The sequence below is a fragment of the Pseudomonas oryzihabitans NBRC 102199 genome (assembly GCF_000730625.1).
In the GTDB taxonomy this organism is placed as follows: domain Bacteria; phylum Pseudomonadota; class Gammaproteobacteria; order Pseudomonadales; family Pseudomonadaceae; genus Chryseomonas; species Chryseomonas oryzihabitans.
This window is the reverse complement of sequence record NZ_BBIT01000002.1, coordinates 262,661-289,643: the sequence shown is the minus strand read 5'-3', so window position 1 is coordinate 289,643 and position 26,983 is coordinate 262,661. Positions and strand designations below refer to the sequence as shown.

The following is a 26,983-nucleotide window of genomic DNA, read 5'->3' as shown; positions in this document are numbered from 1 at the left end:
TCGTGCAACGTCAAGAATTTTCGTGCAGGAGTCTCCGATGCTGACCCGTGAACGCAAGGTGCTTATCCAGCAGGTGCTGCGCCAGGAAGGCCGACTGGTGGCCAAGGCCTTCAGCCAGCAGCTGGGGGTGTCGGAAGACACCATTCGACGCGATCTGCGGGAACTGGCGGCGGAAGGTGTGCTGCAACGCGTGCATGGCGGCGCCTTGCCGGCGTCGGCTGCCGTCTCGGACTACGCCAGGCGTGAAGAGACGTCCACGGCCAGCAAGGTGGCGCTCGGCCAGGCGGGCATCCGCCTGATCCAACCGGGACAGATCGTCTTTATCGATGGCGGCACGACCAATGTCCAGCTCGTCCGCCACCTGCCCAAGGAGCTTGAGATCACCGTGGTAACCCATAGCCCGAACATCGCGGTGGAGCTGGTCGAACATCCGCTGATTGAGGTCGAGCTCATGGGTGGCCGCCTGTTCAAGCATTCCATCGTGACCCTGGGCGCGGCCTGTGCGGAGGCCATCGCCCGGGTGCGGGTCGACAGCTACTTCATGGGCGTGACCGGGCTGCATCCCGAGACGGGCGCCACCACCGGCAATGCCGAGGAAGCCGCGATCAAGCGCATCATCAGCCGCCAGGCGGCGGAGACCTTTGTGCTGGCGACGCGGGAAAAACTCGGCGCGGCCTCTCCCTACGGCATCATCCCGCTGGCCGATGTCAGCACCCTGGTAACGGACACGGCGCCTGACGACGAGACGCTCGGGGCGCTGCGTTCGGCGCTTTCCGTGATCCACGCCTGACGCCCCTACCGCCCTGGCACGCCCTTCGCCTGATAAGCTGACCCGTAACGGCGTGTTTCGGTCCTTGAATGGATGGGGCCAAAGCCTGATGCCGCTTGCCAATCCTAGAGCCCCCTGCAAAAGAGTCCCGCGGATGACGCTTTCAACTGGAGTAAGACGCGCCGCGCTGGCGCTCCTCTGTCTGGCCGGTCCCTTGCCACTGGCCCAGGCTGCCCAGCCCACCGTGGCCGTGGCCGTCTACCGCGGCCCTGCGGGATGCGACGACTGCTCCGAAACGGTCCGGACGGCCATCGAACGGCTGGACCCGCGCTATCGCGTTGACTTCGTCGGCCCGGCGGAACGCATCGATATCACGCCCGCCAACCTGCGCCGCTACAGCCTCTATGTACAGCCGGGCGGCGGCCAGGACATTCCCGCCGCCCTGGCCAGCCTTGGCGATGCGCGCAGCGCCGCGCTGCGTGACTACGTTGCCCAGGGCGGACGCTATCTGGGGCTGTGCATGGGCGCCTACCTAGCCGATGCCGGAAATCTCAGACTCATACCCGACGATCTGGACTCGGAGGTGGGACGCCCCGGCTTTCCCGTGACCACCATCGACGACGCCGCGGTCGCCGTACGCTGGGCAGGCCATGACGACCACGTTTTCTACCAGGATGGGCCCTATCTACCGCCCAGTCATGCGCCTGGCGTTCGGGTGCTGGCGACCTATGCCAACGGGGACATAGCCGCGGCCCGCTATCCCTTCGGCCGTGGCGTGGTGGCCCTGAGCGGACCGCATCCCGAGGCCGATGCGAGCTGGTTCGAACAGGCCGACATCCCACCGGCGAGCCGGCCTCGGACGTCGCTTTTCAAGAGCCTGGTGGACGAAACCCTGCGCTGAGGCCGTGCTCTGGCAGTGAGACGTGTTGGCAGGCAGACCGCGCAGGTCGACGCGATCGTCCGTCAGACTGGCGAGATCAGTTGGGCTATGCAGCGCCCAAGGGATGGACGCGGGCGAACATGACCTTACCACTCTTGCTGTGCCCTCCCACTAACTGCCGAAGGCTCAAACACCAACTTTTCCGGCTAGCGCCTAGATATAAAAAGAACAATGGAAACGTTGTAGCCATATCCATCAAAATAAAACTTCCAACTAAAACTTTGGCAGATAGACCAATCTGATTGAGAGAACTGCCCCAGGGTTTAACTCGCTGCACTTACTCACAACTTTACTCGCTGAACCCGCGCGCAGTTGAACCATGATCCCGCCCACCTTCCGCGCTTCATCCGTACCGTTGCAGGATCCAAGACTCGTGGCTACGCAGAACGCCGCTGAGGCGCGATCCACCAAATGCGCGATTTGGACTGTCGAAACTGCCTTTCAACGCGCCGCCTACTGTCCGCTTCGCTTCCCCCTGCGGGGTCGCGAGCGACTGTCGGCGCATTGCCCGAACACAACGCCCTGGAACTTCGCCACACGCCACCATTAGCGTGAAAACAATTATCGGAAGAATATTAACGCTAACTACAACAACTGTTTTTATTTATCGAAGTGGCGTTAGGCCACTATAAATTTAGTTAAGCCCGATCCGAAAGCCTGCCTATTGACGTCACTATTCCGTCGTCAGTCCTGGCTAGTCGCGAACACTAGCCTTCCTAAGCAGGAGCTTTCAGATGTTCAAGAATTTCCGGATTGGCACCCGCCTCATCGTGTCCTTTATCGCCGTGGCGTCCATCAGCCTGGTCGTGGGGTTGGCAGGTCTGAGCAACAGCAGCCAGATCAACGATCTGGCAACTCAGCTCTATCAGAACGAGTTGCTCGGGCTGTCCTATATCAAGGAGGCCAATCTGAACCTGGTCTTTATCGGCCGCGCGCGCAGCAACTACCTGCTGGCAACCTCCGAAGAGGATCGCAATCGGGCCAAGGCGGAGGTCAAGCTGGGCCTGGCCAACGTGCGGGACAATCTCGCCAAGGCCCGCCCCCTGTTCAGCAGCGAGGCGTCGGCCGCCAATTTCCGGCAGATCGACGAGTTGCTCGGCAGCTACACCTCTCAACTGGACCAGGCCATGGCGATCGCGGGCAAGAGAACGCTGCGGGACGCCGATCCGGAGCTGGACAACCAGCTGGTCAGTGTCCGCCGTTATGGCGACCAGGTGGGCGTGCTGATGACCGAACTGTCCAAGCGCAAGGAGCAGAACGCCAGCGACGCCAACGACCTCACCGACCAGATCTATGCCCGCAGCCGGGTCATGCTGATCGGCATCATCGCGGGGGGCGTGGCCTTTGGCATCCTGCTGGGCTTCCTCATGAGCCGCAGCATCACCCGGCCCCTGCGCGCCGCCGTCGAGATCGCCGATCGCCTGGCCGCCGGCGACCTCACCCAGCGCATCGACGCCGAGGGCCGTGACGAGACCGCCGCCCTGCTGCGCGCCATGGACGGCATGAACCAGCGCCTGTCGCAGATCATCAGCGATGTCCGCAGTGCCTCCGATGGGCTGGCTAGCGCGTCGGAAGAGATCTCTGCTACTGCCCAGAGCATCAGCCAGGCCAGCACCGAGCAGGCCGCCTCCGTCGAGGAGACCAGTGCCAGCGTCGAGCAGATGTCGGCCTCCATCGCCCAGAACACCGAGAACGCCAAGGTCACCGATGGCATGGCCGGCAAGGCCAATCGCGAGGCCAACGAAGGCGGCCAGGCCGTCAGGGACACCCTGGTGGCGATGAAGACCATCGCGGCCAAGATCAGCATCATCGACGACATCGCCTACCAGACCAACCTGCTGGCCCTCAACGCCGCCATCGAGGCGGCCCGTGCCGGCGAGCATGGCAAGGGCTTCGCCGTGGTGGCGTCCGAGGTGCGCAAGCTGGCTGAGCGCAGCCAGGTCGCCGCCCAGGAGATCAGCAACGTCGCCCAGGGCAGCGTGGCCCTGGCCGAGCGCGCCGGCTCGCTGCTGGACGAGATGGTGCCCTCCATCAGCAAGACCTCCGACCTGGTGCAGGAGATCACTGCCGCTTCGGAAGAACAGACCTCTGGCGTCGAGCAGATAAACAGCGCCATGCTGCAGCTGAGCCAGGTCACCCAGCAGAACGCCTCGGCCTCCGAGGAACTGGCCGCCACCGCCGAAGAGATGAGCAGCCAGGCCGAATTGCTCCAGCAACTGATGGAGTTCTTCACCTTGAACAGCACCCTGACTGGCCAAGACCTGTCGCGCCCCGCTACCAAGCGCTCGGGACCGGGGCTGGCCAAGCGGGCGGCCGCTCTCGTCGACAACTCGCGGCAGGCCAGCCAAGGCGGCATCCCCGTCGGCTATGCCCGTTTCGAAGAGCCGGCCTGAGACCGGTCCGGCAATACGGTCCCCTTCGGCAGAGGTGCTCACCCCAGGGTGAGCACCTCTGCCTGCAAGACAGCGGATGGACGCTGGTCAGGATCCCTGGCCAGGCTGTCTGCTGGAAAGCCTCAGCGGCCCACGCCGAGAAAGGCTTTGAGCTCGAGCACGATAGCCGTGACCTCTTCCTTATCGGTGAAGCCGATCCGCGGCCAGTCATAGCGACTGTCACGCTCGGTGGGGTGGCCGCTGGCGACTTTCAGCTGCCTGAAGAAGTGTCGGGTTTCGACGACCCCTCGGCCTGCGCGCCTGGCATGGGATTCGATCTCGAAGGCGATCTCGCCCAGATTGCCCTCGGCCAGACCCGCCACGGGCCGATAAAGGAAGATCTGACCTCGCTCGGCCTTCACGCATCTGAAACCATGCCCGCTTTCCATCTCGTACAAGGCGCCATAGATGTCCGTCAGCAATCTTCTGGCCGTCTCGAACACATAGGTATTCATCTCTTCCGCCCCCAGTTTTCGGCATGAGATCACCGCAACAACTGCTTGAGCGCAGATGAACAGGAAACCCTAGCAGCCACCCAGGAATTAACTCCTGCCGGAAACATTCCTTCACAGTTGCGGGATAGCGCTGAAGAGCAATGCCAGTTCGCCTTGGCCCTGATTACGGGATTTTCAGCGTCTCCTGTGGAAGGAAGCGGCTCTTCGAAAGACGCGTCAATGCGCTGTAGCAGCTCCAGGAGCCAGCGCGCACACTCGGCGGGTAGCGGCAGGTATTAATGACGAAACAGCACGGCGGACGATCATCTCGGCGGGCCATCTGGCAGGCCCGCGCCGGCGGCAAGGGCCAGAACTAGCCCTTGAAACCCTTGCCCACCAGATAGACCTCGCGCGAGCGGGGACGCGAGGCTTCGGGCTTGCGGATCAACACCTTCTCGAAGGAGGTGCGTACGTCTTTCAGGAAGACATCGGAGCCTTCGCCCTGGAACACCTTGACCACGTAGTTGCCACCGGGCTTGAGCACCTGGCGCACCATGTCGAGGGTCAGTTCCACCAGGTACATGGCGGCGGCCTGGTCGGCGGCCGCGACCCCGCTGATGTTGGGCGCGATGTCGGAGACGATCAGATCGGGCTGGCGGCCATCGAGCACGCCGAGGATCTTCTGGAAGACGGCATCGTCGGTGAAGTCGCCCTGGACGAAGTCGACGTTGTCGAGGGCTCCCATCGGCAGGATGTCGGTGGCCACCACGCGGCCCTTGTCGCCAACGATGCCGCCGGCCACCTGCGACCAGCCACCGGGCGCCGAGCCCAGGTCCATGACCAGCATGCCGGGACGGATCAGCTTGTCCTTCTCGTTGAGCTCGATCAGCTTGTAGCTGGAGCGCGAGCGCAGGCCGTCTTTCTGAGCGCGTTTGACGTAGGGATCGTTGACGTGTTCATCCAGCCAGCGACGGCTGCTTTTGGATCTTTTCATGTTGGAGCTACCACGGGAAAGCGGGTGAGGAGCGGACGCGCGCCAGGTCGGGCCGGCCGCAAAGTGGCGGCGATTATAAGCCGATAACGCCCGGGGACGAATCGGGGATCGCCCGAGCGACCGCCAGGCCGCCTAGTGGAGCGCCCATCGTCCCGGCCTGACAGCGCTGGAGCCGCCGGGTACAATCGCCGCCCTACCCCCCTCGTCCCTTCCTTTGCCGGAGTCACCGGCCAGGATTATTGTCATGATTCGCATCAACGAACTGTCTCTGCCGCTTGACCACACCCCCGCCGAGCTGCGCCAGGCCATCCTGGAACGCCTGAAGCTGAGCGACGCCGACCTCCTCGATTTCACCGTGTTCAAGCGCAGCTACGATGCGCGCAAGAAGAACAGCGTCATCCTGTTCATCTACATCATCGACCTGGAAGTGCGCGACGAGGCGGCGGTGCTGGCGCGCTTCGCCAATGACCTGCACGTGCGTCCGGCGCCGGACACCGGCTACTACCCGGTCGGCCAGGCGCCGGCCAACCTGACCGAGCGCCCGCTGGTGGTGGGGTTCGGTCCCTGCGGCCTGTTCGCCGCCCTGCTGCTGGCCCAGATGGGCTTCAAGCCCATCGTGCTCGAGCGCGGCAAGGACGTGCGCAGCCGCACCAAGGACACCTGGGCGCTGTGGCGCAAGAAGCTGCTGAGCCCCGAATCCAACGTGCAATTCGGTGAAGGCGGTGCGGGGCTGTTTTCCGACGGCAAGCTCTACAGCCAGATCAAGGATCCGAAGTTCTACGCCCGCAAGGTGATGCACGAATTCGTCCGCGCCGGCGCGCCGGAAGAGATCCTATACGTCAGCAAGCCGCACATCGGCACCTTCCGCCTGACCGGCGTGGTCGCCGCCATGCGCGAAGAGATCATCGCCCTCGGTGGTGAAGTCCGCTTCGAGAGCAAGGTGACCGACCTGGTGATCAACGACGGCCAGCTCGAAGGCGTGGTGCTCGCCAGCGGCGAAACCCTGCACAGCCGCCATGTGGTGCTCGCCCTGGGCCACAGCTCGCGCGACACCTTCCGCATGCTGCACCGCCAGGGCGTGTACATCGAAGCCAAGCCGTTCGCCGTCGGCTTCCGCATCGAACACCCCCAGGGCATGATCGACCAGGCCCGCCTGGGCAAGTACGCCGGCCACCCGGAACTCGGCGCCGCCGACTACAAGCTGGTCCATCACGCCAAGAACGGCCGCGCCGTCTACAGCTTCTGCATGTGCCCGGGCGGCACCGTGGTGGCCGCCACCTCAGAGCCGGGCCGCGTGGTCACCAACGGCATGAGCCAGTACTCGCGCAACGAGCGCAATGCCAACTCCGGCATCGTGGTGGGCATCAATCCCGAGCAGGATTTCCCCGGCGATCCGCTGGCCGGCGTCGAGTTGCAGGAGCGCCTGGAATCGCGCGCCTACGAACTGGGCGGCAGCGACTATTCCGCGCCCGGCCAACTGGTCGGCGACTTCATTCGCGGCGTGCCCTCCACCGAATTCGGTGAAGTCGAGCCCTCCTACAAGCCCGGCGTGCGCCTGGGCGATCTGGCGCCGTCGCTGCCCGCCTATGCCATCGAGGCCATCCGTGAAGCCCTGCCCGCCTTCGGCAAGCAGATCCGCGGCTTCGACCGCCATGACGCCATCCTGACCGGCATCGAGACCCGCACCTCTTCGCCAGTGCGCATCACCCGCGACAACGACAGCCTGCAGAGTTTGAATCTGCGCGGCCTGTATCCGGCCGGGGAAGGCGCCGGCTACGCCGGCGGCATCCTCTCCGCAGGCGTGGACGGCATCAAGGTCGCCGAGGCCCTGGCCAAGGCGATGCTCGCGGAAGGCGACGCGCAGGACGCGCCGCTGGTTCGGGCTGCGGGTTGATGAAGCTCGACGACATCAAGAAGCTCCACCAGAAGAAGTACCGCGCCGAATTCGGCCACTTCCTGGTGGAGGGCGAGCACCTGGCGCTGGAACTGCAAAAGGCCGCGCTGCAGCATCCCCCGCTGCAGCGCGCCGAACTCTATGTGACGGGCGCCTACGAACACTGGCAGAGTCCGTTCCGGACGCACCTGATCAGCGACCGCCAGATGGCGCAGCTCGCCGACACCAAGACCCCGCAGGGCATCCTCGCGGTGGTGCCCATGCCCCGGGAGCCCGTGGCAGCAGCGGTCGAGGGCGAGCGCGCCGTCTATCTGCACGAGATCCAGGATCCCGGCAACCTGGGCACCATTCTGCGTACCCTGGCCTGGTTCGGGCGCTTCCGCTGCCTGCTCAGCCCGGGCAGCGTCGATCCTTATAACCCCAAGGTGGTCCGCGCCAGCATGGGCGCCATCTTCCACACCCCGCTGGAACTCGACGTCGAACTCGCCGGCCTGCAGCAGCGCTTCCCCCGCCTCGCCTGCCTGGACATGCAGGGCACGCCGGTGCAGTCCGCTGATTTCGCAGCCTTCGACTGCTACCTGTTCGGCAACGAAGCCCGCGGCGTTCCGCGCGAGCAGCTGGCGGCGCTGAACGCTCAGCCCTTCACCATCGGCGGCTCGGGCGCCATCGAGTCCCTGAATCTGGCGGCCACGGTGAACATGTGCGCCTATGAGTTGAGTCGCTAGCGCTGACGCACGCCGCGTGGTGGCCGTTCCAGAGGGCGGCGAGGCGCCTCCCAGGCGAAGAGAGGCCGTCCCGCCCGCGCTCATGACTCACCAAGCCTCTTGCCGGGGATTCACTGGCAGTCCCTGAAGCACCACGCCCGTCCGCTACGCTGGCAAGAGCGGCGAACCCAGATGACGGGCGCTAGAGGTCCTCCTCCTGCCCTTCCCCCTTTCGCGACTCGTCGTAGACCCGTTGCGCCTCTTCCATGGCGGCACCATTCGCCAGAGACCATTGATAAAGCGCGGCGAAGGGTTCGCGCAGCGAGCTGCCAAGCGGGGTGATGGTGTATTCGACGCCGATCGGCTGCGTCGGCAGTACCTTGCGACTGATCAGGCCGTTGCGCTCGAGCCGCTTCAAGGCCTCGGAAAGGGATTTGTGGGTGATGCCGTGGAGGCGGCGCTTGAGATCGTTGAAGCGCGCCGGCTGCGTGCACAGGACGCTCAGGATCAGCACGGCCCACTTGTTGCCGATGTGTTCGAGGATGGGACGCGTCGCGCTGACGTCGAGCGGGAGTTCGAGCTCGTTGCTGGACATGGGTATCCGCCTGGATATCTAGGCACCCTCAGGTGCGTTCTTGCGATCAGATATACGAATGATACCGTGCTCCTGGACAGCCACAGCAACCGGGTAAGGATCCATGAGCATACTTTCAGCAAAAGTCGCCGTCGTGATCGGTGGTCATGGCGGGATCGGTGGGGCCATCGCGGAACGCTTCGCGACCGAGGGCGCAACGGTGTACGCCAGCAGTCGACGCACCCAGGCCCGCGACGTCGAACGCGGCGCGGGCAGGTTGCTCGAGCGCAGCCTCGATGCGTCCGATGTGACGGCCCTTGCCGCCTTCTTCGACAGCGTGCGGCGCGAAGCCGGGCGGGTGGATGTGCTGGTGGTGAACGCCGGCCTCTCGGAGTTCGCACCGCTCGAGACCCTTACCGCAGAGCACTTCGACCGAACCTTCGCGCTCAACGTACGCGCCCTGCTCTTCGCCACCCAGGCGGCGACGGCGATCATGCCCGCTGGCGGCACCATCGTATTGATCGGCTCCATCGCCGCCGCGATCGGCACCCCAGGCTATGGCGTCTATGGGGCGAGCAAGGCGGCGGTACGCTCCTTCGCGCGGACCTGGGCCAATGAACTGGCGCCCCGCAACATCCGCGTCAACGTCGTCGCGCCGGGCCCCACGGACACCGCCATGATGGCGGCGACCTCGGCGGAGGTACGGGAGCAGCTGAACAGGCTGATCCCGCTCGGCCGGATGGCACGCGTCGAGGAAGTGGCTTCGGCCGCGCTCTTTCTCGCCAGCGACCAGAGCAGCTTCATCACCGGCGCCGAGTTGCCGGTCGACGGTGGCATGGCGCAGGTCTGACAAGCGTCTCGCGCCTGGATGTTCAGGACGCGCTCCACGGATCGAGCGCGTCCGGGTCCGGGCGGGTAGGTACGCACCATGGCCCGGGATCTCGCTCGCGAACGTCCGGAGCTTATCGCCAACATCAGGGGTCCACTTTCCAAGTCTCGCCTTCAGGAATGCGCCCCCATGATCACTCTCAACAGCTACACCACGGTCAAGCGTCGCGAACGCGTGCCCAATGACCTGTTCGCGCAATACTGGCGTGATGTCCACGGTCCCCTGTGCGCCCGTCTGCCGGGGCTCGGTCACTACGTGCAATACCACTTCGACCGAGAGCAGGACGCCCATCTGTGGCCGCTGGCCGAGGGCATCCGCGAGATTCCCGACTACGAACTGGATGGAATGGTCGAGATCGGCTTCGCTGACGAGGCGCATCAGCGTACCTTCCAGGCCGCCGGCCCCGTGCTGTTCAGCGACGAGCAGAACATGTTCGCCGAGACGCTTGCCTATGATCTGCCCTATGGCTCGCATGCCTTCAAGAACACGCTGGCGGACGAGCAGCACAACGGTCCCGACCAGCTGGATCGCCTGCAGCTCCATCTGCATCCCCGCGACATCCTCGAGGACCTGAACACTTATCTGCTGAGCCACCTGGGCCCCTGGCTGGCCACCCAGGCGGCCGTCCTGAAAGTGCGCGTCCACCCGTGCGTGCCCTTCGTCAACGACGGTCAGCATCCTCCGTCGCCCGACGTGGCGCACCGGGCCGATGCCATCCGCGCGGCGCTGTCGATGGTGGAGATCGTCTTCGCCTCGCCACTGGAACGCCGACGTTTCTTCGCCAGCGAAGCCTTTCGCAGCAGCCTGCCCGAACAGGCGCGGCACATCGCCTGCCTTAAGGCATTCGCCGTGTCCGGGGTTTACACCTACGTCCATGCCGGCCAGCTCACCACCGCCGGCCTGCGCGGCAGTCGCGCGGCCGAACTGATCGAACGCCTCGGGGCGGTCAACCAGACGCAGGACGAAGTCGTGCATCTGCTTCGTCACGGCGCGTTACCGGAAAACGATGCGCCCTCCTCGGCATCGACCCCACGCTAGGACTGAAGGCCGTCGGTCCTACTTCCGGCCGGCTTGGTTGTTCACCCCATGCTCGACAACGGCGCCGTGCCGGCCGCTAGGGCCGGACGAGGAGACCTTCGTCCCGCCAACTTCTGCCAGCCCGGCTGCTCGGGCTGGCGGGCTGGCCATTGCAAACAACAAAACGAAATGACATTCTAAAAAGCCAGCTCATAGCTGGTTGTTACCCCGCAACTTGAAACGGCCGGCCTGATGACGGGTTCTGCGCACTGCCCGCCCTGTATGGCATGAGCGCCAGGGGTAGCCGCTCTTGTCCCAAGCATCGCCGTGCTGGTTGTCGCGGTGCCGCACTTGACCTGCCGGACCGGCCGCTGCCTGCCGAGTCAATCTGGAGACAGCCTTCTTGGCGAAACCTGCTCAGCCCTCCCGTTGGCCCACCGCTGTACGGGCGCTCGCCCATCGTGACTTCCAGATCTATTTTGCCTGCCAGGGCGTGTCGACCCTGGGCAAATGGGTGCAACAGGTTGCGCTGTCGTGGATGGCCTATCACGTCACCGCTTCCGCCACCCTGCTGGGCGTCATCACCTTTCTGACGCTCGCTCCGCAACTGCTGGTAGGTCCGATCGCCGGCGCCTGGATCGACCGCCACGACAAACGCCGTTGCCTGATCGCGGCGCAGTCGCTGCTGGCCATCCAATCGCTGTTGCTCGCGCTCTTGAGCTGGCAAGGCTGGATCGACGCACCGGTCCTGATCGCCATGGCTCTATTCCTGGGCTTGCTGAATGCCCTGGAAACACCGCTCAGACAGGCACTCATCGGTAGCTTCGTGGCCGACGCCAGCGATTTGCCCAACGCCCTCGCCCTCAATGCCATGCTGATCAACGCCGCGCGCTTCATCGGCCCGCCGTTGGCCGGCGCCCTGATCGCCGCCAGTAGCGAAGCGCTGTGCTTCCTGATCACGGCGATCGCCTTTGCCACCTTGCTGCTGGGCCTGACGAAGGTTCAGGGCAGCGCGACCGCCAAAGCCAGCGGTTCGACCAGTCAGATGTTTCGTGAAGGCCTGGGCTACGTCTGGAATACCTTCTCGGTCCGGCGCCTGATGCTGGGGGTGGTCGCCGTCAACCTGCTGGCCTCCAACTACAGCGTCTTGCTGCCGGTACTGGCCAAGACGCTCTACCTCGGCGACGCCCGGATGCTGGGTTGGCTATGGGGAGCCGCCGGTGCGGGTGCCTTCGTCGCCACGATCATGCTCGCCCTCGCCGGCGCCTTGCACCGCCTGAGGCGCGTGATCTTCATCGCCGAGTTGTGCTGCGCCCTGGCCCTGTGCCTGCTGGCGTTCCAGATGCCGCTTACCTTCGCGCTACTGTTGCTGGCCCTGCTGGGCTTCGGGATCACCGCCAATAACGTCAGCACCAACATGCTGTTGCAGGGCGATGCCCCGGCAGCGCTGCGTGGCCGCGTGATCGCCCTGTACATCGCCATGCGCTTCGGCTTCGAGGCGGTGGGTGGCCTGCTCGCCGGCTTGCTCGCCAGCGCCCTAGGCGCCCCCCTCACGCTCGGCATCGCCGGTCTGCTGTTGCTGACGTTCCGTGCAGTGGAAAGCCATCTCAATGCCAAAAAGGAATGAAGTGCCATTCGCAGGTATAGCTTGCCCCTGTGAACGCTGAATCGAAGTGGCAAGAATATGGGAGACATGTGCCAGAAGGACGTCAGGATACGCAATACCCGCATCTCTTGATGGCGGCAGCCATCGCCATCCCCGTTCGCTACGTGAACGGTGTCAGCTGCCGAGGATGGTGATGCGACCATCCTCTGCAGGCTCGGATACCTAGCGCGCACAGCGTCGGTATCCCCTCAGCGTTCGCCATAGCGACTGCCATTGAAGCAGGCGGGATCCTCATCCAGATAGCGCCGCATCCGCCGCCAGAGGGTCGCCGTGCTGATGCCGAGCCGGGCCGCGGCCTGCTTGCGATTACCCCCCACGGCGCTGAGGGCCGCATGCAGGATCGCGCGCTCGTCGGGTAACGCGGCCGCCCGTGCTGCCGGCGGGGACACCTCGGGATGGGGCAGGTCGCCGAGCAGCTCGTCGAGCAACTCGTCGGCGGGTAGGTCGCAGGAGAGCATGACGCCCAGGCGCTCGACCAGATTGGCGAGCTGGCGCACGTTGCCTGGCCACGGGTAGTCGGCGAGTCGAGTCAGCAAGGTCTGGGTGAGCGCCCGGGTCACTGCGGAGGGCTCGGCCAGGAGCCGGTCCAGCAATTCGGGCAGGTCGTCACGGCGCTCGCGCAACGGTGGCAGCGTCAGGCGCAGGACGCAGAGCCGGTAGTAGAAATCTTCCCGGAACAACCCCCTGGCGACCTGCTCAAGCAGGGGTTTGTTGCTGGCCGTGATGATGCGGATGTCCACCGGCGTGACCTTGTCGTCGCCGATGCGGACGACTTGCCGCTCCTGCAGGGTACGCAGCAGTTTGAGCTGGATATCCGCGGAGGTTTCGCTGATCTCGTCGAGGAACAGCGTACCGGTATGGGCCAGCTCGAAGACGCCGATACGGCCCTCGCTGGACGCCCCGGTGAAGGCGCCCCGGACGTAGCCGAACAGCTCGCTTTCCAGCACCCCGGGGGCGAAGGCAGCGCAATTGATGGCCACGAAGGGGCCATGGCAGCGCGCCGAGGCATTGTGGATGCTCTGGGCGAAAAGTTCCTTGCCGGTACCGGTCTCGCCTTCGATGATCAGGGTGCTGTCAGCGCTGGCGTAGGCCTGGGCCAGCCGCTTCGCCCGCTGCAGGGCGGGACTGCTGCCGACGATATCGGCGAAGGTGCGCCGCGCCAGGTGCTGGCTGGCGATCGCTCGCCGCATCTTGCGCTCCAAGGTCCTGATGTCCGTCTGCTTCTGCAGGGTGGCGACCGCGCCGATGACCTGGTCATCCAGCTCGACGGGAGCGATGCTCAGCGTCAGGGAGTGGCGGCCGATGTCCAGCAAGGCTCCGCGAACCGCCTTTCCCTGCTGCAACGCCGGCTCGAAATAGCGCCCGATGGGCAGGTCGAGGATGAGATCGCCACAGGCGAGATCCCCCATGTAGGACTGCGCGACCTGGTTCAGACGGGTCACCCGGCCCGCGCCGTCGACGCTGAAAATGCCTTCGGACACGCAATCGAGGATCGCCTGGATCAGCTCGTAGCGACGCTGCAGTTCCTGGCGCTGTCCGCGGCGTTCATCCTCAATCCGGAGCAGATGCAGGGCTTCGTCGAGGGCCTCGGCGGCAGCGTCGCCATCGGTATCGGACATCACGAAATGCAGACCGCGGGCGGTGACGGCATCGGCGAAGGACAGCCCGCCGATGGTGACCTCGATGCCCTGGGCCTGCAGTTCGTCCAGGCGGGCTTCGATCTCGTGACTGCTGGCGAGCGGATCTATCACGCAGATGTGCGCATCGGGCATGAAGGGGTGGGATCTGACGAGAATCCGCGCGTAGCCGTCCGAGGTGGCAAGAAAGGCGACCCGAGGTGAGATGCGCAACGCCTGCCGATAGGCATTGATGCAATCGAAGAAGGTGTGCCTGAGCTCCACCACCGGCACGCGAAAGTGCTCCCGCAGGCGGTGGGCCGTTTTGCCACGGCTGATCAGGACCACGGCGCCCTGGTCCAGCAGGTGCTGGGCGGTACGCAGGGCGTCGCCCTGTACCGCTTCCACCACGGGCAGCGCTAACCCGCGCCGGGCGAGCAACGCTTGCATGGTCAGGGTAAGGGTGCGCGAGGGTGCGATGATGGCGATTCGACCGGACAGACCGGCGGACACGGAAGGGTTTGGCTCGGCATTCATTGACGTTCTTCTTGTTTCAGGCCTTTCACCAGCTTGAAAGCTTTTGCAAACTCGCGCCATGACTTTAGCTTCGCAGCGTTCGGCGGAAAACCGTGACGTCTTCCTATCCATTTGATTGCAATAATTTTTTCAGTTCGGCCTGACACGACTGAGCGATCTGGCACAAGCCTTGCGCCGCTACTGTGCAAACAACACCAAGAAGGTAGCTGGCGATGAAAATGGTCTTCATAGGCTTCGGCGAGGCCGCCTATCACCTGGCCCTCGGGCTGGGCGCTGCGGAAGGACTGCAACTGGGCGCCTACGACGCCTATCGCGACGATGCCAAGGTGGGCCCGCTGATCCGGCAGCGCGCTGCCCAGGCCGGGGTGGAGCTGTTCGACAGCCCCGAGCAGGCCTGCAAGGCAGCACGCTTCGTACTCTGCCTCACCAGCGCAAGCAGCGCCCTGGCCCTGGCTGAGCGCATCCTGCCACTGCTGACCGCAGGCCAGGACTACCTGGACCTGAATTCCGCGGCGCCCGGGGTCAAGCAGCGCATAGAGCGTCTGCCACGGGCCGCCGGTGTTGGCTTTTGCGATTGCGCCGTGATGGGCACCGTGCCGGGCAACAATCACCGCGTCCCGATGCTGCTGGCCGGCAGCGCGGCGCCGGCCTTCGCCGCCGCCCTTACCCCTTATGGCATGCGCCTCACCGTCCTGGAGGCCGAGCCCGGCGCCGCCTCGGCCATCAAGATGCTCAAGAGCGTGGTGATGAAGGGGCTGCCGCAACTATTCCTCGAATCCTTTCAGGCGGCCGAGCGCTTCGGGGTGCTCGACACCCTGGTCGCCTCCCTCAGCGAGTCCCTCGATGGCAAGACGGTGACGCAACTGGCCGACACCTTCACCGCCCGCACGCTCATCCATGCCAAACGCCGCGCCGCCGAACTGGACGACGTCGTCGCGACCCTGCAGGCGGTGGGCGTTGATGCCAGCATGTCCATCGCGACCCGCGATCAACTTCTGAAACTGGCGCAGCAGGACTGGCACACCGAACTCGGCTCCGGGGGTAGCGAGCTGGACTACCGCACCGCCATCGTCCATTTCACCCGCGCCCAACAGGAGTCGTCGCGATGAACACCGATCAGTACCTGCCGCTACCCGAACTCATTCCCGCCGTGCTGCTCGAGCGCTTTCGCGCGCTCAGCCCGGCGCAGCTGTGCGATGGCATGCAGAGCCTGGGCATCCCCCGCAGCGGCTGCATGGACGCTGATCTGCTGCCGCTGGACCCGGACAAGCTCCTACTGGGCACTGCCTGCACCGTGGATACCGAGGATGGCGACAACTTCCCCATCCACGTCGCCATCTACCAGGGGCAACCGGGCTACGTACTGGTGGTGGCCGGCAAGGCGAACCGGGAGCGTGCCTATCTGGGCGACCTAATGGCCGGGGCCGCCCAGGCGGTGGGTCTCGCGGGTCTGGTGGTCGATGGCTGCGTGCGTGACCGGCGCCCGCTGGCGGAGCTGGACATCCCGATCTACGCCAAGGGCTTCATGCAGCGCAGCCCGGCCAAGCACGGCCCCGGTCGGATCAACGTGCCGGTCCAGTGCGCGGGGGTCGAGGTCGCCCCGGGTGATCTGGTCTTCGGCGACTACGACGGCATCACCGTGGTGCCTCGCGCCCGCCTGCTGGAGGTGCTCGAAGCCGCGGAGAAGAAGGACGCCTACGAGGCGCAGCGCCGCACGATCATCGCCGACTATGCCCGCTGTCGTGCCCAGGGTGAGCCCCTGCCGCCGCTGGCGCCGGACTGGGTGACCGCGCTATTGGAAAAGCGCTGACCGTCGCCCGAGGAGTCCACCACCAGGACTCCTCCCGCTCCACTCGTTTCGCGTCCCGATAACAATAAGACTGGGAGTTGCTCCGAATGCTGACCTTCCTCGGCTATGCGCTGATCATCGCCTTTCTGTTCCTGGTCATCCGGCAGAAGCTGTCACCCTTCACCGGCTTGATCGTGGTCTCCCTGGCCGCCGGCGCCCTGGCCTGCATAGCCAGCGGCGTCCCCTTCGAATCCCTGGTCACCTGGATTCGCGAAGGCCTGTTCTACTCCAACAGCCAGAGCGGCAAGGTGGCGCTGGGCACAGTCAACCCCACGGTGATGATCCTCTTCGCCATCCTCTACTTCAGCCTGATGATGAACGTGGGGCTGTTCGATCCGCTGTGTGCCTATCTCATCCGCAAGGCCAACGGTGATCCCCTGAAGATCATCCTGGTGACGGCCTTCACCTCCTCGGTGGTGACCCTGGACGGCGATGGCACTACCACCATCCTGATCATCACCAGCGCCTTCCTGCCGCTGTACAAGCAGATGGGGCTGAAGCTGTCGAACCTGGCCATGCTCATCATCCTGCCCTGTGGCCTGGGCAACTGCCTGCCCTGGGGCGGCCCGCTGGCACGCGCCGCCGCGGTGCTGAACGTGGAGGTGAATACCCTCTTCGTGGCGATCCTGCCGATCCTGGGGGTTTCCTTCGTCTATGTGTTCTGCATGGCCTATCTGATGGGGCGCAAAGAGCGCGCGCGGCTCGGCTACATCCCCGGCGAACGCGCCATCGTCACGCCGCAGCAGATCGAGGACATGGTCACTGTCATCCAGGAAAACGACCGGGAATTCAAGCGCCCCCGCCTCTTCCTGTTCAACTTGGCGCTGACCGTGATCATGCTGGTCACGCTGCTGGCCGGCTGGGCCAGTGGCGCCATCGTTTTCATGCTGGGAACCGCCATCGCCCTGGCCGTGAACTACAGCGCCACCGAACAGCGCGAGCGCATCACGGCCAATGGCGGTGACGCCATCGCCGTCGCGTCCATCATTCTGGCGGCGGGCTGCTTCCTCGGCATCTTCAACGGCAGCGGCATGGCCGCCGCAGTGGCTACCAGCATCGCCGGGCTGATTCCCGAGTCCATGGGCAGCCATACGGCGCTGGCCTTCGCCTTCCTCGGCGCCATCGCCTGCTATGCGCTGCCGGTGGACGCCTACTACTTCGGCATCCTGCCGGTGGTGGCGCCCATCGCCTATCAGTTCGGCATCACCCCCACCGAGATCGGCGTGGCCTCATTCATGGGGCAGGCCCTGCGTTATGCGAGTCCCACCGTCGCCTGGCTGTTCCTGCTGATGAATCGAACGGAAATGACCTTCGGCGAGTACCAGAAGGAATTCTTCAAGTGGTCGCTACCGATGTTTGGCCTGTTCATCGTCACCGCCATCGTGACCGGTGAACTGCCCATCGGCTGACGCCCTGATGCCAGTCGGCTGTTAGCTGGGATGGCAAGCGGCGACGTCCCCGCGGGTGGTGTTGGACCAGACGTAGAAGCGCATGCAGCCGAATGCCGAGTAGACCATCCAGGCATTCGGCACAGCCATGTGCAGTGGCGAGACATGTAGCCCTTTAATGGTCCTTATCGACGCTCTCCTGGGCGAGGCCTGGACACTGACCGCCACGAAGACTCTTCCGCGGCTTTGTCCATTCAGCGCTCGGCAGCGGGACCGAACATTTACGTAGGGTCCGGCAGCACGAGGAAGATCTGGCTATCCCTTGCATCGATCCGCTCAGCGTGGGAGGCGGAGTATCGGGGCAGGCGCTGAGTGACATTCCCAACGCGCCGCTCCGGTGCAACCGGGCTCCATCCTGGCGCAGCGTCTCGTGAGTAGCCGGACAAAGGTTCGCCCAGACGCGAACCAATGCTGCGGGTCCGGACCGCGACCGGAATCCAGGCATCGCCCCAGAGCCTCGCGCTGAAAGGTCCAGCGAACCAATTTCAAATGGCATCGGCCTTGCACCCGCCTCAGGTATTCGCATCTCCCCTGCGATCGCGTTGTTAGCGCGTTTCGCAGCGGGAGACGGCCCAGACCTAAGAGGCAAAGGTTCGATGCAGATCCACACCGACGACAGTGCCCGCCTGGCCCTGGATGCCTTGCGCAACCTGGTGGCCCAGCAGAGCAACCTACCAGACAAACCCCTGCCGCCGGAGCGCGAGCTGGCCAGTGAATTCGGCGTCAGCCGGCGTTCCATCCGCCGCGCCCTGGCGGTGCTCGAAGCCGAGGGCCAGGTGTGGCGCCGCCAGGGCAAGGGCACCTACGTCGGGCCCACGCCGCCGAGCGCAGCCCTCACCCTGACCCAGCTGTCGGCGCGCACCAATTTCAGCGAGGTGATGGAGGCACGGCTGCACCTGGAGCCGAATCTCGCCGCCCTGGCCGCCCAGCGCGCCAGTGGCGAACAGCGCGCCCTGATCCGCCGCATGGCCGAGCGCACCGCCTTCGAACGCCTGGGCAGCAGTGAGGACGCCGATGCCATCGAGCTGTGGGACAGCGCCTTCCACCGCAGCATCGCCGAGGCCGCCGGCAACCGCCTGTTGCTGGACCTGTTCGAGATGCTCGACGCCATCCGCCTGGACCCGATCTGGCGCGACCTGCGCCACCGGGCGCGCAATGCCCAGCGCCTGCTGGCCTACCACGATGACCACCAGGCCCTGGTGGAAGCCCTCGATGCCCGCGATCCGGTCCGCGCCGCGGCGGTGATGCGCGCCCATCTGCGCGCCCTGCAGCTGGCACTGGACAGCGTGCTGCAACAGACCCTGGAGCAGGCCCTATGAGTGCCCCGGTATTGGTGGTGGACGACCTCAGCGTACGCTTCGCTGGAGCGCCGGCCGCGGTGGTGGAAGGCCTGAGCTTTACCGTGCAGCCGGGCCGTACCCTGGCCCTGGTGGGCGAATCCGGCTGTGGCAAGAGCGTGACCTCCATGGCGCTGATGGGGCTGTTGCCGGCTAGCGCCCAGGTCCGCGCTCATCAAGCCAGCTTCATGGGTGAGGACCTGCTGGGCATGCCCGAGGCGCGCCGCCGCGACCTGCGCGGCGATCGCTTGGCCATGGTGTTCCAGGAGCCGATGACCTCGCTGAATCCGGCCTTCACCGTCGGCGAACAGTTGATGGAAACCGTGCTGCGCCATCGTGGTGGCAGTCAGTCGGCTGCCCGGCAGCGCGCCCTGGAGATGCTGGAGAAGGTGCGGGTGCCGGCGGCGACCCAGCGACTGGCGGCCTATCCCCACGAGCTGTCCGGCGGCATGCGCCAGCGGGTGATGATCGCCATGGCGCTGGCCAACGACCCGGCGCTGATCATCGCCGACGAGCCCACCACGGCGCTGGACGTGACCATCCAGGCGCAGATCCTCGAACTCATCGCCAGTCTGCAGGCCGAGACCGGCAGCGCCATGATCCTCATCACCCACGACCTCGGCGTGGTCGCCGAGGTCGCCGACGAGATGGCAGTGATGTACGCCGGCCGGGTGGTGGAATCCGGCCCGGTCGCCCAGCTGTTCGACGATCCGCAGCATCCCTACACCCTCGGCCTGATGGGCTCCATGCCCTCGCTGGGACCGCGCACGGGACGCCTGGCGACCATCGCCGGCCGGGTGCCGACGCCCGCCGAGATGCCGGCGGGCTGCCGCTTCGCCAGCCGCTGCCCCTTCGTCCTCGATGCCTGTCGCGTCGCGCCGCCACCCCTGGTGGAACTCGCTCCCGGGCAGCAGGTGGCCTGCCTGCGCGCGCCCCTGGAACAGCACCTGGAGACCCCCGCATGAATGCTGTGGAACGTCCCATCCTCGAAGCCATCGGCCTGACCAAGCACTTCGGTGGCCAGGCCGGTTTCCTGCAACGCCCAAAGCCACCGGTACAGGCGGTGAGCGATGTCTCCTTCACGGTGCGCCGCGGCGAGACCCTGGCGCTGGTGGGCGAGTCCGGCTCGGGCAAGTCGACCCTCGGCCGCCTGTTGCTCAACCTGCTCGCGCCCACCGCCGGCGACGTCATCTACGAAGGCCGCAACCTGGGCAACCTCAGTCCGGCGGCGCTACGTCAGGTGCGTCAGGAATTGCAGATCATCTTCCAGGACCCTTTCGCCTCGCTGAATCCGCGCATGAGCGTGGCCGACATCGTTGGCGAGCCCGTATTGCTGCTCGGCGACGAGCCGGTGTCGGCGCTGGACGTCTCGGTGCAGGCCCAGGTGGTGAACCTCCTGGAAGACCTCAAGGCGCGCTTCGGCCTGACCCTGATCATCGTCGCCCACGGCCTCGGCGTGATCCGCCACATGAGCGACCGGGTGGCGGTGATGTACCTGGGCGAGATCGTCGAACTGGCGCCGGTGGAGGCGCTGTTCGAGACGCCCCTGCATCCCTACACCCAGGCGCTGCTGGCCGCGGTGCCGGTCAACCATCCGCGGGCGCGGCGGCCACGCACCCTGCTCGGCGGCGACCTGCCCAGCCCCACGGCGCCGCCCAGCGGTTGTCGCTTCCACACCCGCTGCCCCCACGCCCGGCCGTTGTGCCGCGAGGCCAAGCCGCTGCTGGAATCCGCCGCCGGCGAAGGCCGAGTGGCCTGCCATTTCTGGCGCGAGATCGCCGGCGCGGGCGCCTCACCGCCGCCGCTGATCGCCACCAGCGCCGCCTTCACGCGCCGCCTGGCCCTGTTCAACCGTCACCAATCCCTTCTGGAGTCCACCCCATGAAAGCCTCCGCCTGGCTCACCGCCACCCTTCTGCTCCTGGCCGGCGGCTCCGCCCTGGCCGAGACCACCCTGCGCATCGGTATCCAGGACGATCCCGACGTGCTCGATCCGCACCGCTCGCGGACCTATTCGGGGCGGCTGGTCTACACCGCCCTGTGCGACAAGCTGGTAGACGTCTCGCCACAGCTGGAGCTGGTGCCCCAACTGGCTACCGCCTGGCAGTGGAGCGACGACAACCGCAGCCTGACGTTGCAATTGCGCCAAGGCGTGACCTTCCATGACGGCGAGACCTTCGACGCCGCCGCGGTGAAATTCAACCTGGACCGCGCCCGCACCCTGCCCGACTCGCTGCGCAAGAGCGAGCTGGCTTCGGTGGATACCGTCGAGGTGGTCGATCCCCAGACCGTGCGCATCCGCCTCAAGCAACCCGACGCCACCCTGCTCGCCCAGCTCTCCGACCGCGCCGGCATGATGCTGGCGCCCAAGGCCTCGGCGGGCGACGTGGGCAGCAAGCCGGTCTGCTCCGGTCCCTATCGCTTCGTGCAGCGGGTGCAGCAGGACCGCATCGTGCTGGAGCGCTTCCCGCAGTACTGGAACGCCAGCGCCTACCACTTCGACCGGCTGATCTTCCTGCCCATCCCGGACACCTCGGTGCGCCTGGCCAACCTGCGCTCCGGCGACCTGGACATCGTCGAGCGGGTCGCGCCCACCGACGTCAAGGGCCTGCAGGGCCAGGCCGGCTTCACCCTCTACAACACCCCGGGCCTGGGTTACATGCAGCTGATGGTGAATATGGCCAATGGCGACCGGGCGAAGAATCCCTTCGCCGGGGACAAGCGGGTGCGCCAGGCCTTCGACCTGGCGCTGGATCGCGAGGCGCTCAACCAGGTGGTGTTCGAAGGCCTCTATGCGCCGAGCGTGCAGCCCTTCCCCCAGAGCAGTCCCTACTACGACAAGGCCTTCGCCGTGCCGGCCCGCGACGTGGCGCGCAGCCAGGCGCTGCTCAAGGCCGCTGGGGTCAGCCTGCCGGTCAAGGTGGAGCTGAAGATCGCCAACAATCCCATCGCCCAGCAGGTAGGCCAGCTGATCCAGGCCATGGCCGCCGAGGCCGGCTTCGAGGTCAACCTGGTCGCCACCGAATACGCCACCCTGCTGGCCGAACAGCACGCCGGCAACTTCCAGCTCGGCCTGAGCGCCTGGTCCGGCCGCCCCGATCCGGATGGCAACGTGCATCAATTCGTCACCTGCAAGGGCAACCAGAACGACGGCCGCTACTGCAACGCCGCGCTGGATCAACTGCTCGACCAGGCCCGCACCATCAATGACCAGGCCCAGCGTCAGGCGCTCTATGCCCAGGCCCTGACCCTGCTGCGCGAGGAGCTGCCGGTGTTCTATCTCTATTTCGATCCGCGCATCATCGCCACCCGCGCCGATCTCAAGGGCTTCGTCCCCAATCCCGACGGCCTGATTCGCCTGGCCGGCGTCACCCGCGGGCAATAGCCATGCTGCGCCTCTTCCTGCGTGGCCTGCTGAGTGCCCTGCCCACCCTGCTGCTGGTGTCGCTGTTCGTCTTCACCCTGCAGCAACTGCTGCCGGGCGATCCGGTGCTGGCCATGGCCAGCGAGGAGCGTGATCCCCAGGTGCTGGAATTCCTGCGCGAGAAATACCGGCTGAACGATCCCGTACCGGTGCAGTACCTGCACTGGATGGGCGGGGTGCTGCGGGGTGACCTGGGCATCTCGCTGCGCACCGACCAGCCGGTGACGGCGCTGATCGCCGAAAAGCTGCCGGTGACCCTGGAGCTGTCGCTGCTGGCCATCGTCATCGCACTGCTCATCGGCATCCCCACCGGCATCCTCGCCGCGGTACGCCGGGGCACGGCGGTCGACTACGGCGCCAATCTGGTGGCCCTGTCCGGCATCTCCATCCCGCACTTCTGGCTCGGCATCCTCCTGATCCTGCTCTTCGCGGTGAAGTTGCAGTGGCTGCCGGCCTCCGGTTTCGTGCCCTTCCACGAGGACCCGCTGCGCAACCTGCGCACCCTGATCCTGCCGGCCTTCGTGTTGGGCGCCGGCCTCTCCGGCACCCTGATGCGCCATACCCGAGCGGCCATGCTGGAGGTGCTGCGCGCCGACTACGTACGCACCGCCCGAGCCAGGGGACTGCGCGAGCGCGTGGTGATCCTGCGCCATGCCCTGCGCAATGCCTTGATGCCCATCGTCACCCTCACCACCCTGCTGTTCGGCGAACTGCTCGGCGGTGCGGTGCTTACCGAGCAGGTCTTCAGCATCCCCGGCTTCGGCAAGATGATCGTCGACGCCGTGTTCAACCGCGACTACGCGGTGGTCCAGGGGGTGGTGCTCTGCGTGGCGGTGGGCTTCGTGCTGCTCAACCTGGTGGCCGACCTGCTCTACCGCCTGATCAACCCGCGCCTGAGGCACGCCGCATGAACGCCCTGACCCTGCCCCGCCCGGCCACCCTGAGACCCGCGCGCTCGCCCTTCTGGCGCAAGTTCAGCGCCAATCGCGGCGCGCTGCTCGGCGCCGCCTTGATCCTGACCTTCGCCCTGGCCGCCCTGCTGGCACCCTGGCTGGCCCCCTTCGATCCGCTCAAGACCAGCTTCCTGGCGGTACGCAAGGCGCCTTCGGCGCTGAACTGGCTGGGCACCGACGAACTCGGGCGCGACCTGCTCTCGCGCCTGCTGTGGGGCGCGCGCAGTTCCCTGCTGGCGGGCGTGGTCTCGGTGGCCATCGCCCTGCTGGTGGGGGTGCCCCTGGGCCTGGTCGCCGGCTACTTCGGCGGCTGGCTGGACGCCGTGGTCTCACGCCTGGTCGAAGCCCTGCTGTCCTGTCCCTTCCTGGTCCTCGCCATCGCCCTGGGGGCCTTTCTCGGCCCGAGTCTGGGCAACGCCATGATCGCCATCGGCCTGTCCGCCATGCCGGTGTTCGCCCGCCTGACCCGTGGCCAGGTGCTCGCCATCCGCCACGAGGACTATCTGGAGGGGGCGCGCGCCATCGGCCTGCCGGATCGCTGGATTCTCTGGCGCTACGTCCTGCCCAACATCCTCTCGCCGCTGGTGGTCCAGGCCACCCTGACCATCGCCGCCGCCATCCTCGCCGAGGCCAGCCTGTCGTTTCTCGGCCTCGGCCAGCAACCGCCGATGCCCTCCTGGGGCTCCATGCTGAACACCGCCAAGAACTTCATGGAGCAGGCGCCCTGGATGTCCATCGCCCCGGGCGTCTGCATCTACCTCACCGTCCTCGGCTTCAACCTGCTGGGCGACGGCCTGCGCGACGCCCTTGATCCTCGTCACCAATGAGACCCTTCGCCATGCCCGATCTGGACTATCACAACCCCTATTCCTCGGCTCGCTCGCCGGTCATGGGCCGCAACCTGGTGGCCTGCTCGCAGCCGCTGGCCGCCCAGGCCGGCGTGGAGATGCTGCGCCGCGGCGGCAACGCGGTGGACGCCGCGGTGGCCGCCGCCATGGTGCTCACCGTGGTGGAACCCACCGGCTGCGGCATCGGCAGCGACGCCTTCGCCATCGTCTGGGACGGCGAGAAGGTGCGGGGCCTCAATGCCTCCGGCCGCGCACCGCGCGGTTGGACGCCGGAATACTTCGCCGGCCAGAGCGCCATGCCGGCCCGCGGCTGGGGCGCGGTCACGGTGCCAGGCGCCGTCTCGGCCTGGGTCGCCCTGGCCCAGCGCTACGGCAAGCTGCCGCTGACCACCCTCGCCGCCCCGGCGATCCACTATGCCCGCGACGGCTTCCTGCTCACCCCGGTGATCGCCGAACTCTGGCGCCGCGGCGCCGAGCAGCTCAAGGACCAACCCGGTTTCGCCGCCTGCTTCCTGGCCAACGGCGTACCCCGGGCCGGCACCCTGGTACGCCTGCCCGACCACGCGCGAACCCTGGAGGCCATCGCTGAAAGCAACGGTGCTGCCTTCTACCAGGGCGAACTGGCCCAGGCCATGGCCCGCCATGCCCGCGAACACGGAGCGGTGCTGGACGAAGAGGATCTGCGCGCCCACCGGGCCGACTGGATCGACACCCTCTCGGTACCCTTCGCCGGCGCCGTGGTGCACGAGTTGCCGCCCAACGGCCAGGGCATCGCCACCCTCGCCGGCCTGGGCATCCTCGAAGCCGCCGGCATCGGCGCGGATCCCGTGGACAGCCCCGCCACCCTGCACCGCTCGATCGAGGCCATGAAGCTGGGACTGGCCGATCTCTACCAGCACGTCACCGATTCCGCGCACATGCGCGTCCAGGCCGAACACCTGCTGGACCCGGCCTACCTGCGCGAACGCGCCGGACTGGTCGGGTCGCGTGCCGGCGATCCCGGCTATGGCGCCCCACGCCCCGGCGGCACCGTCTGCCTGTCGGCGGCTGATGAGAGCGGCATGATGATTTCCTTCATCCAGTCCAACTACATGGGCTTCGGCTCGGGCGTGGTGGTGCCGGGTACCGGCGTCAGCCTGCAGAATCGCGGCGCCGGCTTCACCCTGGCGCCGGATCACGTCAACAGCGTGGCGCCGGGCAAGCGACCCTTCCACACCATCATCCCCGGCTTCGCCATGAACGCCGACGGCACCCCGCTGATGGCCTTCGGCCTGATGGGCGGCCCCATGCAGGCCCAGGGGCACCTGCAACTGATGCTGCGCATCCTCAAGTACCGGCAGAATCCCCAGGCCGCCGCCGACGCACCACGCTGGCGCCTTGAAGGCGGCCGCCGGGTCGCGGTGGAAAGCAGCCTGGACCCGGCCACCCTGGAAGCACTGCGGGCCCTGGGCCACGAGGTGACGGTGGAAGAGCCCTCCGGCGTGTTCGCCTTCGGCGGCGCCCAGATCATCCAGCGCGTTGCCGGTGGCTACGTGGGCGGCTCCGATCCGCGCAAGGATGGCCTGGTGGCCGGCTACTGAAGCTGAAAGCGGCGGCCCCTAGGCCAGGCGCGGCGGCTCAGGCTGTTCGACCTTAGCTTGAGGCGCCGAGATTGGTCGGCCTTGGGCGTGCCAGGGTGTGGCTGGAAATCTGGCCAGAACGTTTCAGCCACACCGTGCCTATCCGCGCCCCTGCCCCTGCCGCCACTCGTCGAAAGGTAGCGGCATCGTCTTAATGTTTATTGCGATACCAAAGCAATGTGGACATAGTGGCCAGGCGCCATCAACCAGACAAGAGCCTGAGACCTCGCCATGCATCCTGATCCCCAGAGCCAAGCCCGGGAGGCGCTGCTCGGCCTCCATCGTCAGTTACAGGAAAATGCCAGGCGGCTGGGCAAGGTCGATTGCGACGATCCGAACGTCCAGGCTGTGCTCCAGGCCGTACAGGATCTCAACGAACGGGTGGCCGACATGGTGGCCGAGACGGCGCTGCTGGCGCCTGTGCCTCTGGGATTGGTGGCGGAAACGGTTCCCACGGGAAGCCCGGATCAGGGCTGACGCCACGTCTACGCCGGATCGGGAGGCCGTGGCTGCCCCTCCAAGGATCGGTCGGCCGCGGAAAGGCTCGGACCAGGCGCAATGCCTGAACCAGGTGGGCCAACGCCCGGCGCGGGCATCTCCGGCCTTCTAGCCTTCAGCCTCGTCCGGCTGGCGACGCTGGAAGCTGCGTGCCCATTCGAGCAGGGCATTTTCGTCGTCGGTACGATCGTCCACCCCACACTCTTCCAGCACCGTGATGACCCGGCGCATGAAGCCCTGATCGAGGCGGGCCTGATCCATGACCCGGTTCAGGTCCAGCGGACTGGTCAGGGTGAAGCGAGGCGGAAATTCGGTGTCGTCGATGCCCATGGTGGTCTTACCTGAAAGCACTGCTGTCGATTGCCGACTGGCTTATTGCCATCATCATTCGTGACGGCCTGATGAATACATCAGTTATCGCATGAACTGTCCATATTGATGACTGAGCGGCACTTGGCCGGGGGAATCGCCAGTGACCGCCCGCCAAATACGCCCGTGGAAGGCCCGCATGGCTGCAGGTACCGCCAGCGCCCTTGCCCGAC

Annotated in this window: 24 protein-coding genes; 19 read left to right on the top strand and 5 right to left on the bottom strand. The window is 66.1% G+C overall.

All coding sequences use genetic code 11. The features are described 5' to 3' along the window. The first annotated feature begins 37 nt into the window (after window positions 1–37). The 3 genes from POR01S_RS02805 to POR01S_RS02795 all read left to right on the top strand — a co-directional run bounded on the left by POR01S_RS02805 (window position 38) and on the right by POR01S_RS02795 (window position 4,102). Window positions 38–790, top strand: a complete 753-nt coding sequence (locus POR01S_RS02805; RefSeq protein ID WP_042133607.1) for a DeoR/GlpR family DNA-binding transcription regulator — start codon at window positions 38–40, stop codon at window positions 788–790. A gap of 133 nt (window positions 791–923) precedes the next feature. Then, window positions 924–1,670: a BPL-N domain-containing protein gene (locus tag POR01S_RS02800; RefSeq protein ID WP_042133605.1), complete on the top strand. Its 747-nt coding sequence runs from the start codon at window positions 924–926 to the stop codon at window positions 1,668–1,670. A gap of 773 nt (window positions 1,671–2,443) precedes the next feature. Then, complete coding sequence (locus POR01S_RS02795) at window positions 2,444–4,102, top strand: methyl-accepting chemotaxis protein (protein WP_042133603.1); 1,659 nt, start codon at window positions 2,444–2,446, stop codon at window positions 4,100–4,102. Window positions 4,103–4,224: 122 nt separating this feature from the next. On the opposite strand, the gene POR01S_RS02790 is transcribed toward POR01S_RS02795, so the two are convergent. Next, window positions 4,225–4,596 (bottom strand): hypothetical protein, encoded by a 372-nt coding sequence (locus tag POR01S_RS02790; protein ID WP_027599722.1) that lies wholly within the window; start codon window positions 4,594–4,596, stop codon window positions 4,225–4,227. Window positions 4,597–4,948: 352 nt separating this feature from the next. Further along, complete coding sequence (rlmE, locus tag POR01S_RS02785; RefSeq protein WP_042133601.1) at window positions 4,949–5,569, bottom strand: 23S rRNA (uridine(2552)-2'-O)-methyltransferase RlmE; 621 nt, start codon at window positions 5,567–5,569, stop codon at window positions 4,949–4,951. Between the two features lie 244 nt (window positions 5,570–5,813). Between rlmE and POR01S_RS02780 the strand changes: the two genes are divergently transcribed. Beyond that, the gene (locus tag POR01S_RS02780; RefSeq protein WP_042133599.1) at window positions 5,814–7,463 is read left to right on the top strand and encodes an NAD(P)/FAD-dependent oxidoreductase; all 1,650 of its coding nucleotides are present in this window, start codon (window positions 5,814–5,816) and stop codon (window positions 7,461–7,463) included. Continuing rightward, complete coding sequence (locus tag POR01S_RS02775; protein ID WP_027601994.1) at window positions 7,463–8,188, top strand: TrmH family RNA methyltransferase; 726 nt, start codon at window positions 7,463–7,465, stop codon at window positions 8,186–8,188. Before POR01S_RS02780 ends, POR01S_RS02775 begins: the two co-directional genes overlap by 1 nt. 181 nt (window positions 8,189–8,369) lie before the next feature. Here POR01S_RS02775 and POR01S_RS02770 read toward each other — a convergent pair whose 3' ends face one another. Beyond that, the gene (locus tag POR01S_RS02770) at window positions 8,370–8,762 is read right to left on the bottom strand and encodes a winged helix-turn-helix transcriptional regulator (RefSeq protein WP_042133597.1); all 393 of its coding nucleotides are present in this window, start codon (window positions 8,760–8,762) and stop codon (window positions 8,370–8,372) included. A 103-nt stretch (window positions 8,763–8,865) separates the two neighbouring features. On the opposite strand from POR01S_RS02770, the gene POR01S_RS02765 reads away from it, so the two are divergent. The 3 genes from POR01S_RS02765 (at window position 8,866) to POR01S_RS02755 (ending at window position 12,274) form a co-directional block, all read left to right on the top strand. Continuing rightward, window positions 8,866–9,591, top strand: a complete 726-nt coding sequence (locus POR01S_RS02765; RefSeq protein ID WP_042133595.1) for an SDR family NAD(P)-dependent oxidoreductase — start codon at window positions 8,866–8,868, stop codon at window positions 9,589–9,591. Window positions 9,592–9,759: 168 nt separating this feature from the next. Further along, entirely contained in the window at window positions 9,760–10,668 is a 909-nt protein-coding gene (locus tag POR01S_RS02760) for an EthD domain-containing protein (protein WP_042133593.1), read from the top strand. A gap of 382 nt (window positions 10,669–11,050) precedes the next feature. Then, the gene (locus POR01S_RS02755; protein WP_042133592.1) at window positions 11,051–12,274 is read left to right on the top strand and encodes an MFS transporter; all 1,224 of its coding nucleotides are present in this window, start codon (window positions 11,051–11,053) and stop codon (window positions 12,272–12,274) included. A 227-nt stretch (window positions 12,275–12,501) separates the two neighbouring features. On the opposite strand, the gene POR01S_RS02750 is transcribed toward POR01S_RS02755, so the two are convergent. After that, window positions 12,502–14,466 (bottom strand): sigma-54-dependent Fis family transcriptional regulator, encoded by a 1,965-nt coding sequence (locus POR01S_RS02750; protein ID WP_042133590.1) that lies wholly within the window; start codon window positions 14,464–14,466, stop codon window positions 12,502–12,504. A 212-nt stretch (window positions 14,467–14,678) separates the two neighbouring features. On the opposite strand from POR01S_RS02750, the gene POR01S_RS02745 reads away from it, so the two are divergent. The 11 genes from POR01S_RS02745 to POR01S_RS02695 all read left to right on the top strand — a co-directional run bounded on the left by POR01S_RS02745 (window position 14,679) and on the right by POR01S_RS02695 (window position 26,420). Continuing rightward, window positions 14,679–15,575 carry a DUF1932 domain-containing protein gene (locus tag POR01S_RS02745; protein WP_037007868.1) on the top strand — a complete coding sequence of 299 codons (897 nt, stop codon included), beginning with the start codon at window positions 14,679–14,681 and terminating at the stop codon, window positions 15,573–15,575. After that, on the top strand, window positions 15,572–16,276 hold the full coding sequence (locus POR01S_RS02740; RefSeq protein WP_027599729.1) for an S-adenosylmethionine--2-demethylmenaquinone methyltransferase: 705 nt from the start codon (window positions 15,572–15,574) through the stop codon (window positions 16,274–16,276). The genes POR01S_RS02745 and POR01S_RS02740 overlap by 4 nt, the downstream gene beginning before the upstream one ends. Window positions 16,277–16,362: 86 nt before the next feature. After that, window positions 16,363–17,724 (top strand): CitMHS family transporter, encoded by a 1,362-nt coding sequence (locus POR01S_RS02735; protein WP_042133587.1) that lies wholly within the window; start codon window positions 16,363–16,365, stop codon window positions 17,722–17,724. A gap of 635 nt (window positions 17,725–18,359) precedes the next feature. Beyond that, window positions 18,360–19,082 carry a FadR/GntR family transcriptional regulator gene (locus tag POR01S_RS02730; protein WP_027599731.1) on the top strand — a complete coding sequence of 241 codons (723 nt, stop codon included), beginning with the start codon at window positions 18,360–18,362 and terminating at the stop codon, window positions 19,080–19,082. Next, a complete protein-coding gene (locus POR01S_RS02725) occupies window positions 19,079–20,065 on the top strand; it encodes an ABC transporter ATP-binding protein (protein ID WP_027599732.1) in 987 nt (328 codons plus the stop codon). Before POR01S_RS02730 ends, POR01S_RS02725 begins: the two co-directional genes overlap by 4 nt. Then, on the top strand, window positions 20,062–20,985 hold the full coding sequence (locus POR01S_RS02720) for an oligopeptide/dipeptide ABC transporter ATP-binding protein (protein WP_042133585.1): 924 nt from the start codon (window positions 20,062–20,064) through the stop codon (window positions 20,983–20,985). Before POR01S_RS02725 ends, POR01S_RS02720 begins: the two co-directional genes overlap by 4 nt. Next, the gene (locus POR01S_RS02715) at window positions 20,982–22,484 is read left to right on the top strand and encodes an ABC transporter substrate-binding protein (RefSeq protein ID WP_042133583.1); all 1,503 of its coding nucleotides are present in this window, start codon (window positions 20,982–20,984) and stop codon (window positions 22,482–22,484) included. Before POR01S_RS02720 ends, POR01S_RS02715 begins: the two co-directional genes overlap by 4 nt. Before the next feature lie 2 nt (window positions 22,485–22,486). Then, a complete protein-coding gene (locus POR01S_RS02710) occupies window positions 22,487–23,434 on the top strand; it encodes an ABC transporter permease (RefSeq protein ID WP_042133581.1) in 948 nt (315 codons plus the stop codon). Further along, window positions 23,431–24,303: an ABC transporter permease gene (locus POR01S_RS02705; RefSeq protein ID WP_042133579.1), complete on the top strand. Its 873-nt coding sequence runs from the start codon at window positions 23,431–23,433 to the stop codon at window positions 24,301–24,303. Before POR01S_RS02710 ends, POR01S_RS02705 begins: the two co-directional genes overlap by 4 nt. 11 nt (window positions 24,304–24,314) lie before the next feature. Next, entirely contained in the window at window positions 24,315–25,904 is a 1,590-nt protein-coding gene (locus POR01S_RS02700; RefSeq protein WP_150338848.1) for a gamma-glutamyltransferase family protein, read from the top strand. A 270-nt stretch (window positions 25,905–26,174) separates the two neighbouring features. Continuing rightward, window positions 26,175–26,420 carry a hypothetical protein gene (locus POR01S_RS02695; RefSeq protein ID WP_027599738.1) on the top strand — a complete coding sequence of 82 codons (246 nt, stop codon included), beginning with the start codon at window positions 26,175–26,177 and terminating at the stop codon, window positions 26,418–26,420. A gap of 129 nt (window positions 26,421–26,549) precedes the next feature. Here the strand turns inward: POR01S_RS02695 and POR01S_RS02690 are convergent, their stop codons facing one another. Continuing rightward, window positions 26,550–26,771, bottom strand: coding sequence for a hypothetical protein (locus tag POR01S_RS02690; RefSeq protein WP_027599739.1), 222 nt, complete (start codon window positions 26,769–26,771; stop codon window positions 26,550–26,552). Window positions 26,772–26,983 lie beyond the last annotated feature (212 nt).

Excerpts from the sequence above, each read along its gene's own strand:
- POR01S_RS02705 (WP_042133579.1), top strand. The coding sequence starts at position 23,431 with ATGAACGCCCTGACCCTGCCCCGCCCGGCCACCCTGAGACCCGCGCGC.
- POR01S_RS02700 (WP_150338848.1), top strand. The coding sequence starts at position 24,315 with ATGCCCGATCTGGACTATCACAACCCCTATTCCTCGGCTCGCTCGCCG.
- POR01S_RS02720 (WP_042133585.1), top strand. The coding sequence starts at position 20,062 with ATGAATGCTGTGGAACGTCCCATCCTCGAAGCCATCGGCCTGACCAAG.
- POR01S_RS02695 (WP_027599738.1), top strand. The coding sequence starts at position 26,175 with ATGCATCCTGATCCCCAGAGCCAAGCCCGGGAGGCGCTGCTCGGCCTC.
- POR01S_RS02805 (WP_042133607.1), top strand. The coding sequence starts at position 38 with ATGCTGACCCGTGAACGCAAGGTGCTTATCCAGCAGGTGCTGCGCCAG.
- rlmE (WP_042133601.1), bottom strand. The coding sequence starts at position 5,569 with ATGAAAAGATCCAAAAGCAGCCGTCGCTGGCTGGATGAACACGTCAAC.
- POR01S_RS02760 (WP_042133593.1), top strand. The coding sequence starts at position 9,760 with ATGATCACTCTCAACAGCTACACCACGGTCAAGCGTCGCGAACGCGTG.
- POR01S_RS02725 (WP_027599732.1), top strand. The coding sequence starts at position 19,079 with ATGAGTGCCCCGGTATTGGTGGTGGACGACCTCAGCGTACGCTTCGCT.
- POR01S_RS02735 (WP_042133587.1), top strand. The coding sequence starts at position 16,363 with ATGCTGACCTTCCTCGGCTATGCGCTGATCATCGCCTTTCTGTTCCTG.
- POR01S_RS02800 (WP_042133605.1), top strand. The coding sequence starts at position 924 with ATGACGCTTTCAACTGGAGTAAGACGCGCCGCGCTGGCGCTCCTCTGT.
- POR01S_RS02710 (WP_042133581.1), top strand. The coding sequence starts at position 22,487 with ATGCTGCGCCTCTTCCTGCGTGGCCTGCTGAGTGCCCTGCCCACCCTG.
- POR01S_RS02790 (WP_027599722.1), bottom strand. The coding sequence starts at position 4,596 with ATGAATACCTATGTGTTCGAGACGGCCAGAAGATTGCTGACGGACATC.
- POR01S_RS02740 (WP_027599729.1), top strand. The coding sequence starts at position 15,572 with ATGAACACCGATCAGTACCTGCCGCTACCCGAACTCATTCCCGCCGTG.
- POR01S_RS02780 (WP_042133599.1), top strand. The coding sequence starts at position 5,814 with ATGATTCGCATCAACGAACTGTCTCTGCCGCTTGACCACACCCCCGCC.
- POR01S_RS02730 (WP_027599731.1), top strand. The coding sequence starts at position 18,360 with ATGCAGATCCACACCGACGACAGTGCCCGCCTGGCCCTGGATGCCTTG.
- POR01S_RS02795 (WP_042133603.1), top strand. The coding sequence starts at position 2,444 with ATGTTCAAGAATTTCCGGATTGGCACCCGCCTCATCGTGTCCTTTATC.
- POR01S_RS02770 (WP_042133597.1), bottom strand. The coding sequence starts at position 8,762 with ATGTCCAGCAACGAGCTCGAACTCCCGCTCGACGTCAGCGCGACGCGT.
- POR01S_RS02690 (WP_027599739.1), bottom strand. The coding sequence starts at position 26,771 with ATGGGCATCGACGACACCGAATTTCCGCCTCGCTTCACCCTGACCAGT.
- POR01S_RS02765 (WP_042133595.1), top strand. The coding sequence starts at position 8,866 with ATGAGCATACTTTCAGCAAAAGTCGCCGTCGTGATCGGTGGTCATGGC.
- POR01S_RS02715 (WP_042133583.1), top strand. The coding sequence starts at position 20,982 with ATGAAAGCCTCCGCCTGGCTCACCGCCACCCTTCTGCTCCTGGCCGGC.
- POR01S_RS02750 (WP_042133590.1), bottom strand. The coding sequence starts at position 14,466 with ATGAATGCCGAGCCAAACCCTTCCGTGTCCGCCGGTCTGTCCGGTCGA.
- POR01S_RS02745 (WP_037007868.1), top strand. The coding sequence starts at position 14,679 with ATGAAAATGGTCTTCATAGGCTTCGGCGAGGCCGCCTATCACCTGGCC.
- POR01S_RS02775 (WP_027601994.1), top strand. The coding sequence starts at position 7,463 with ATGAAGCTCGACGACATCAAGAAGCTCCACCAGAAGAAGTACCGCGCC.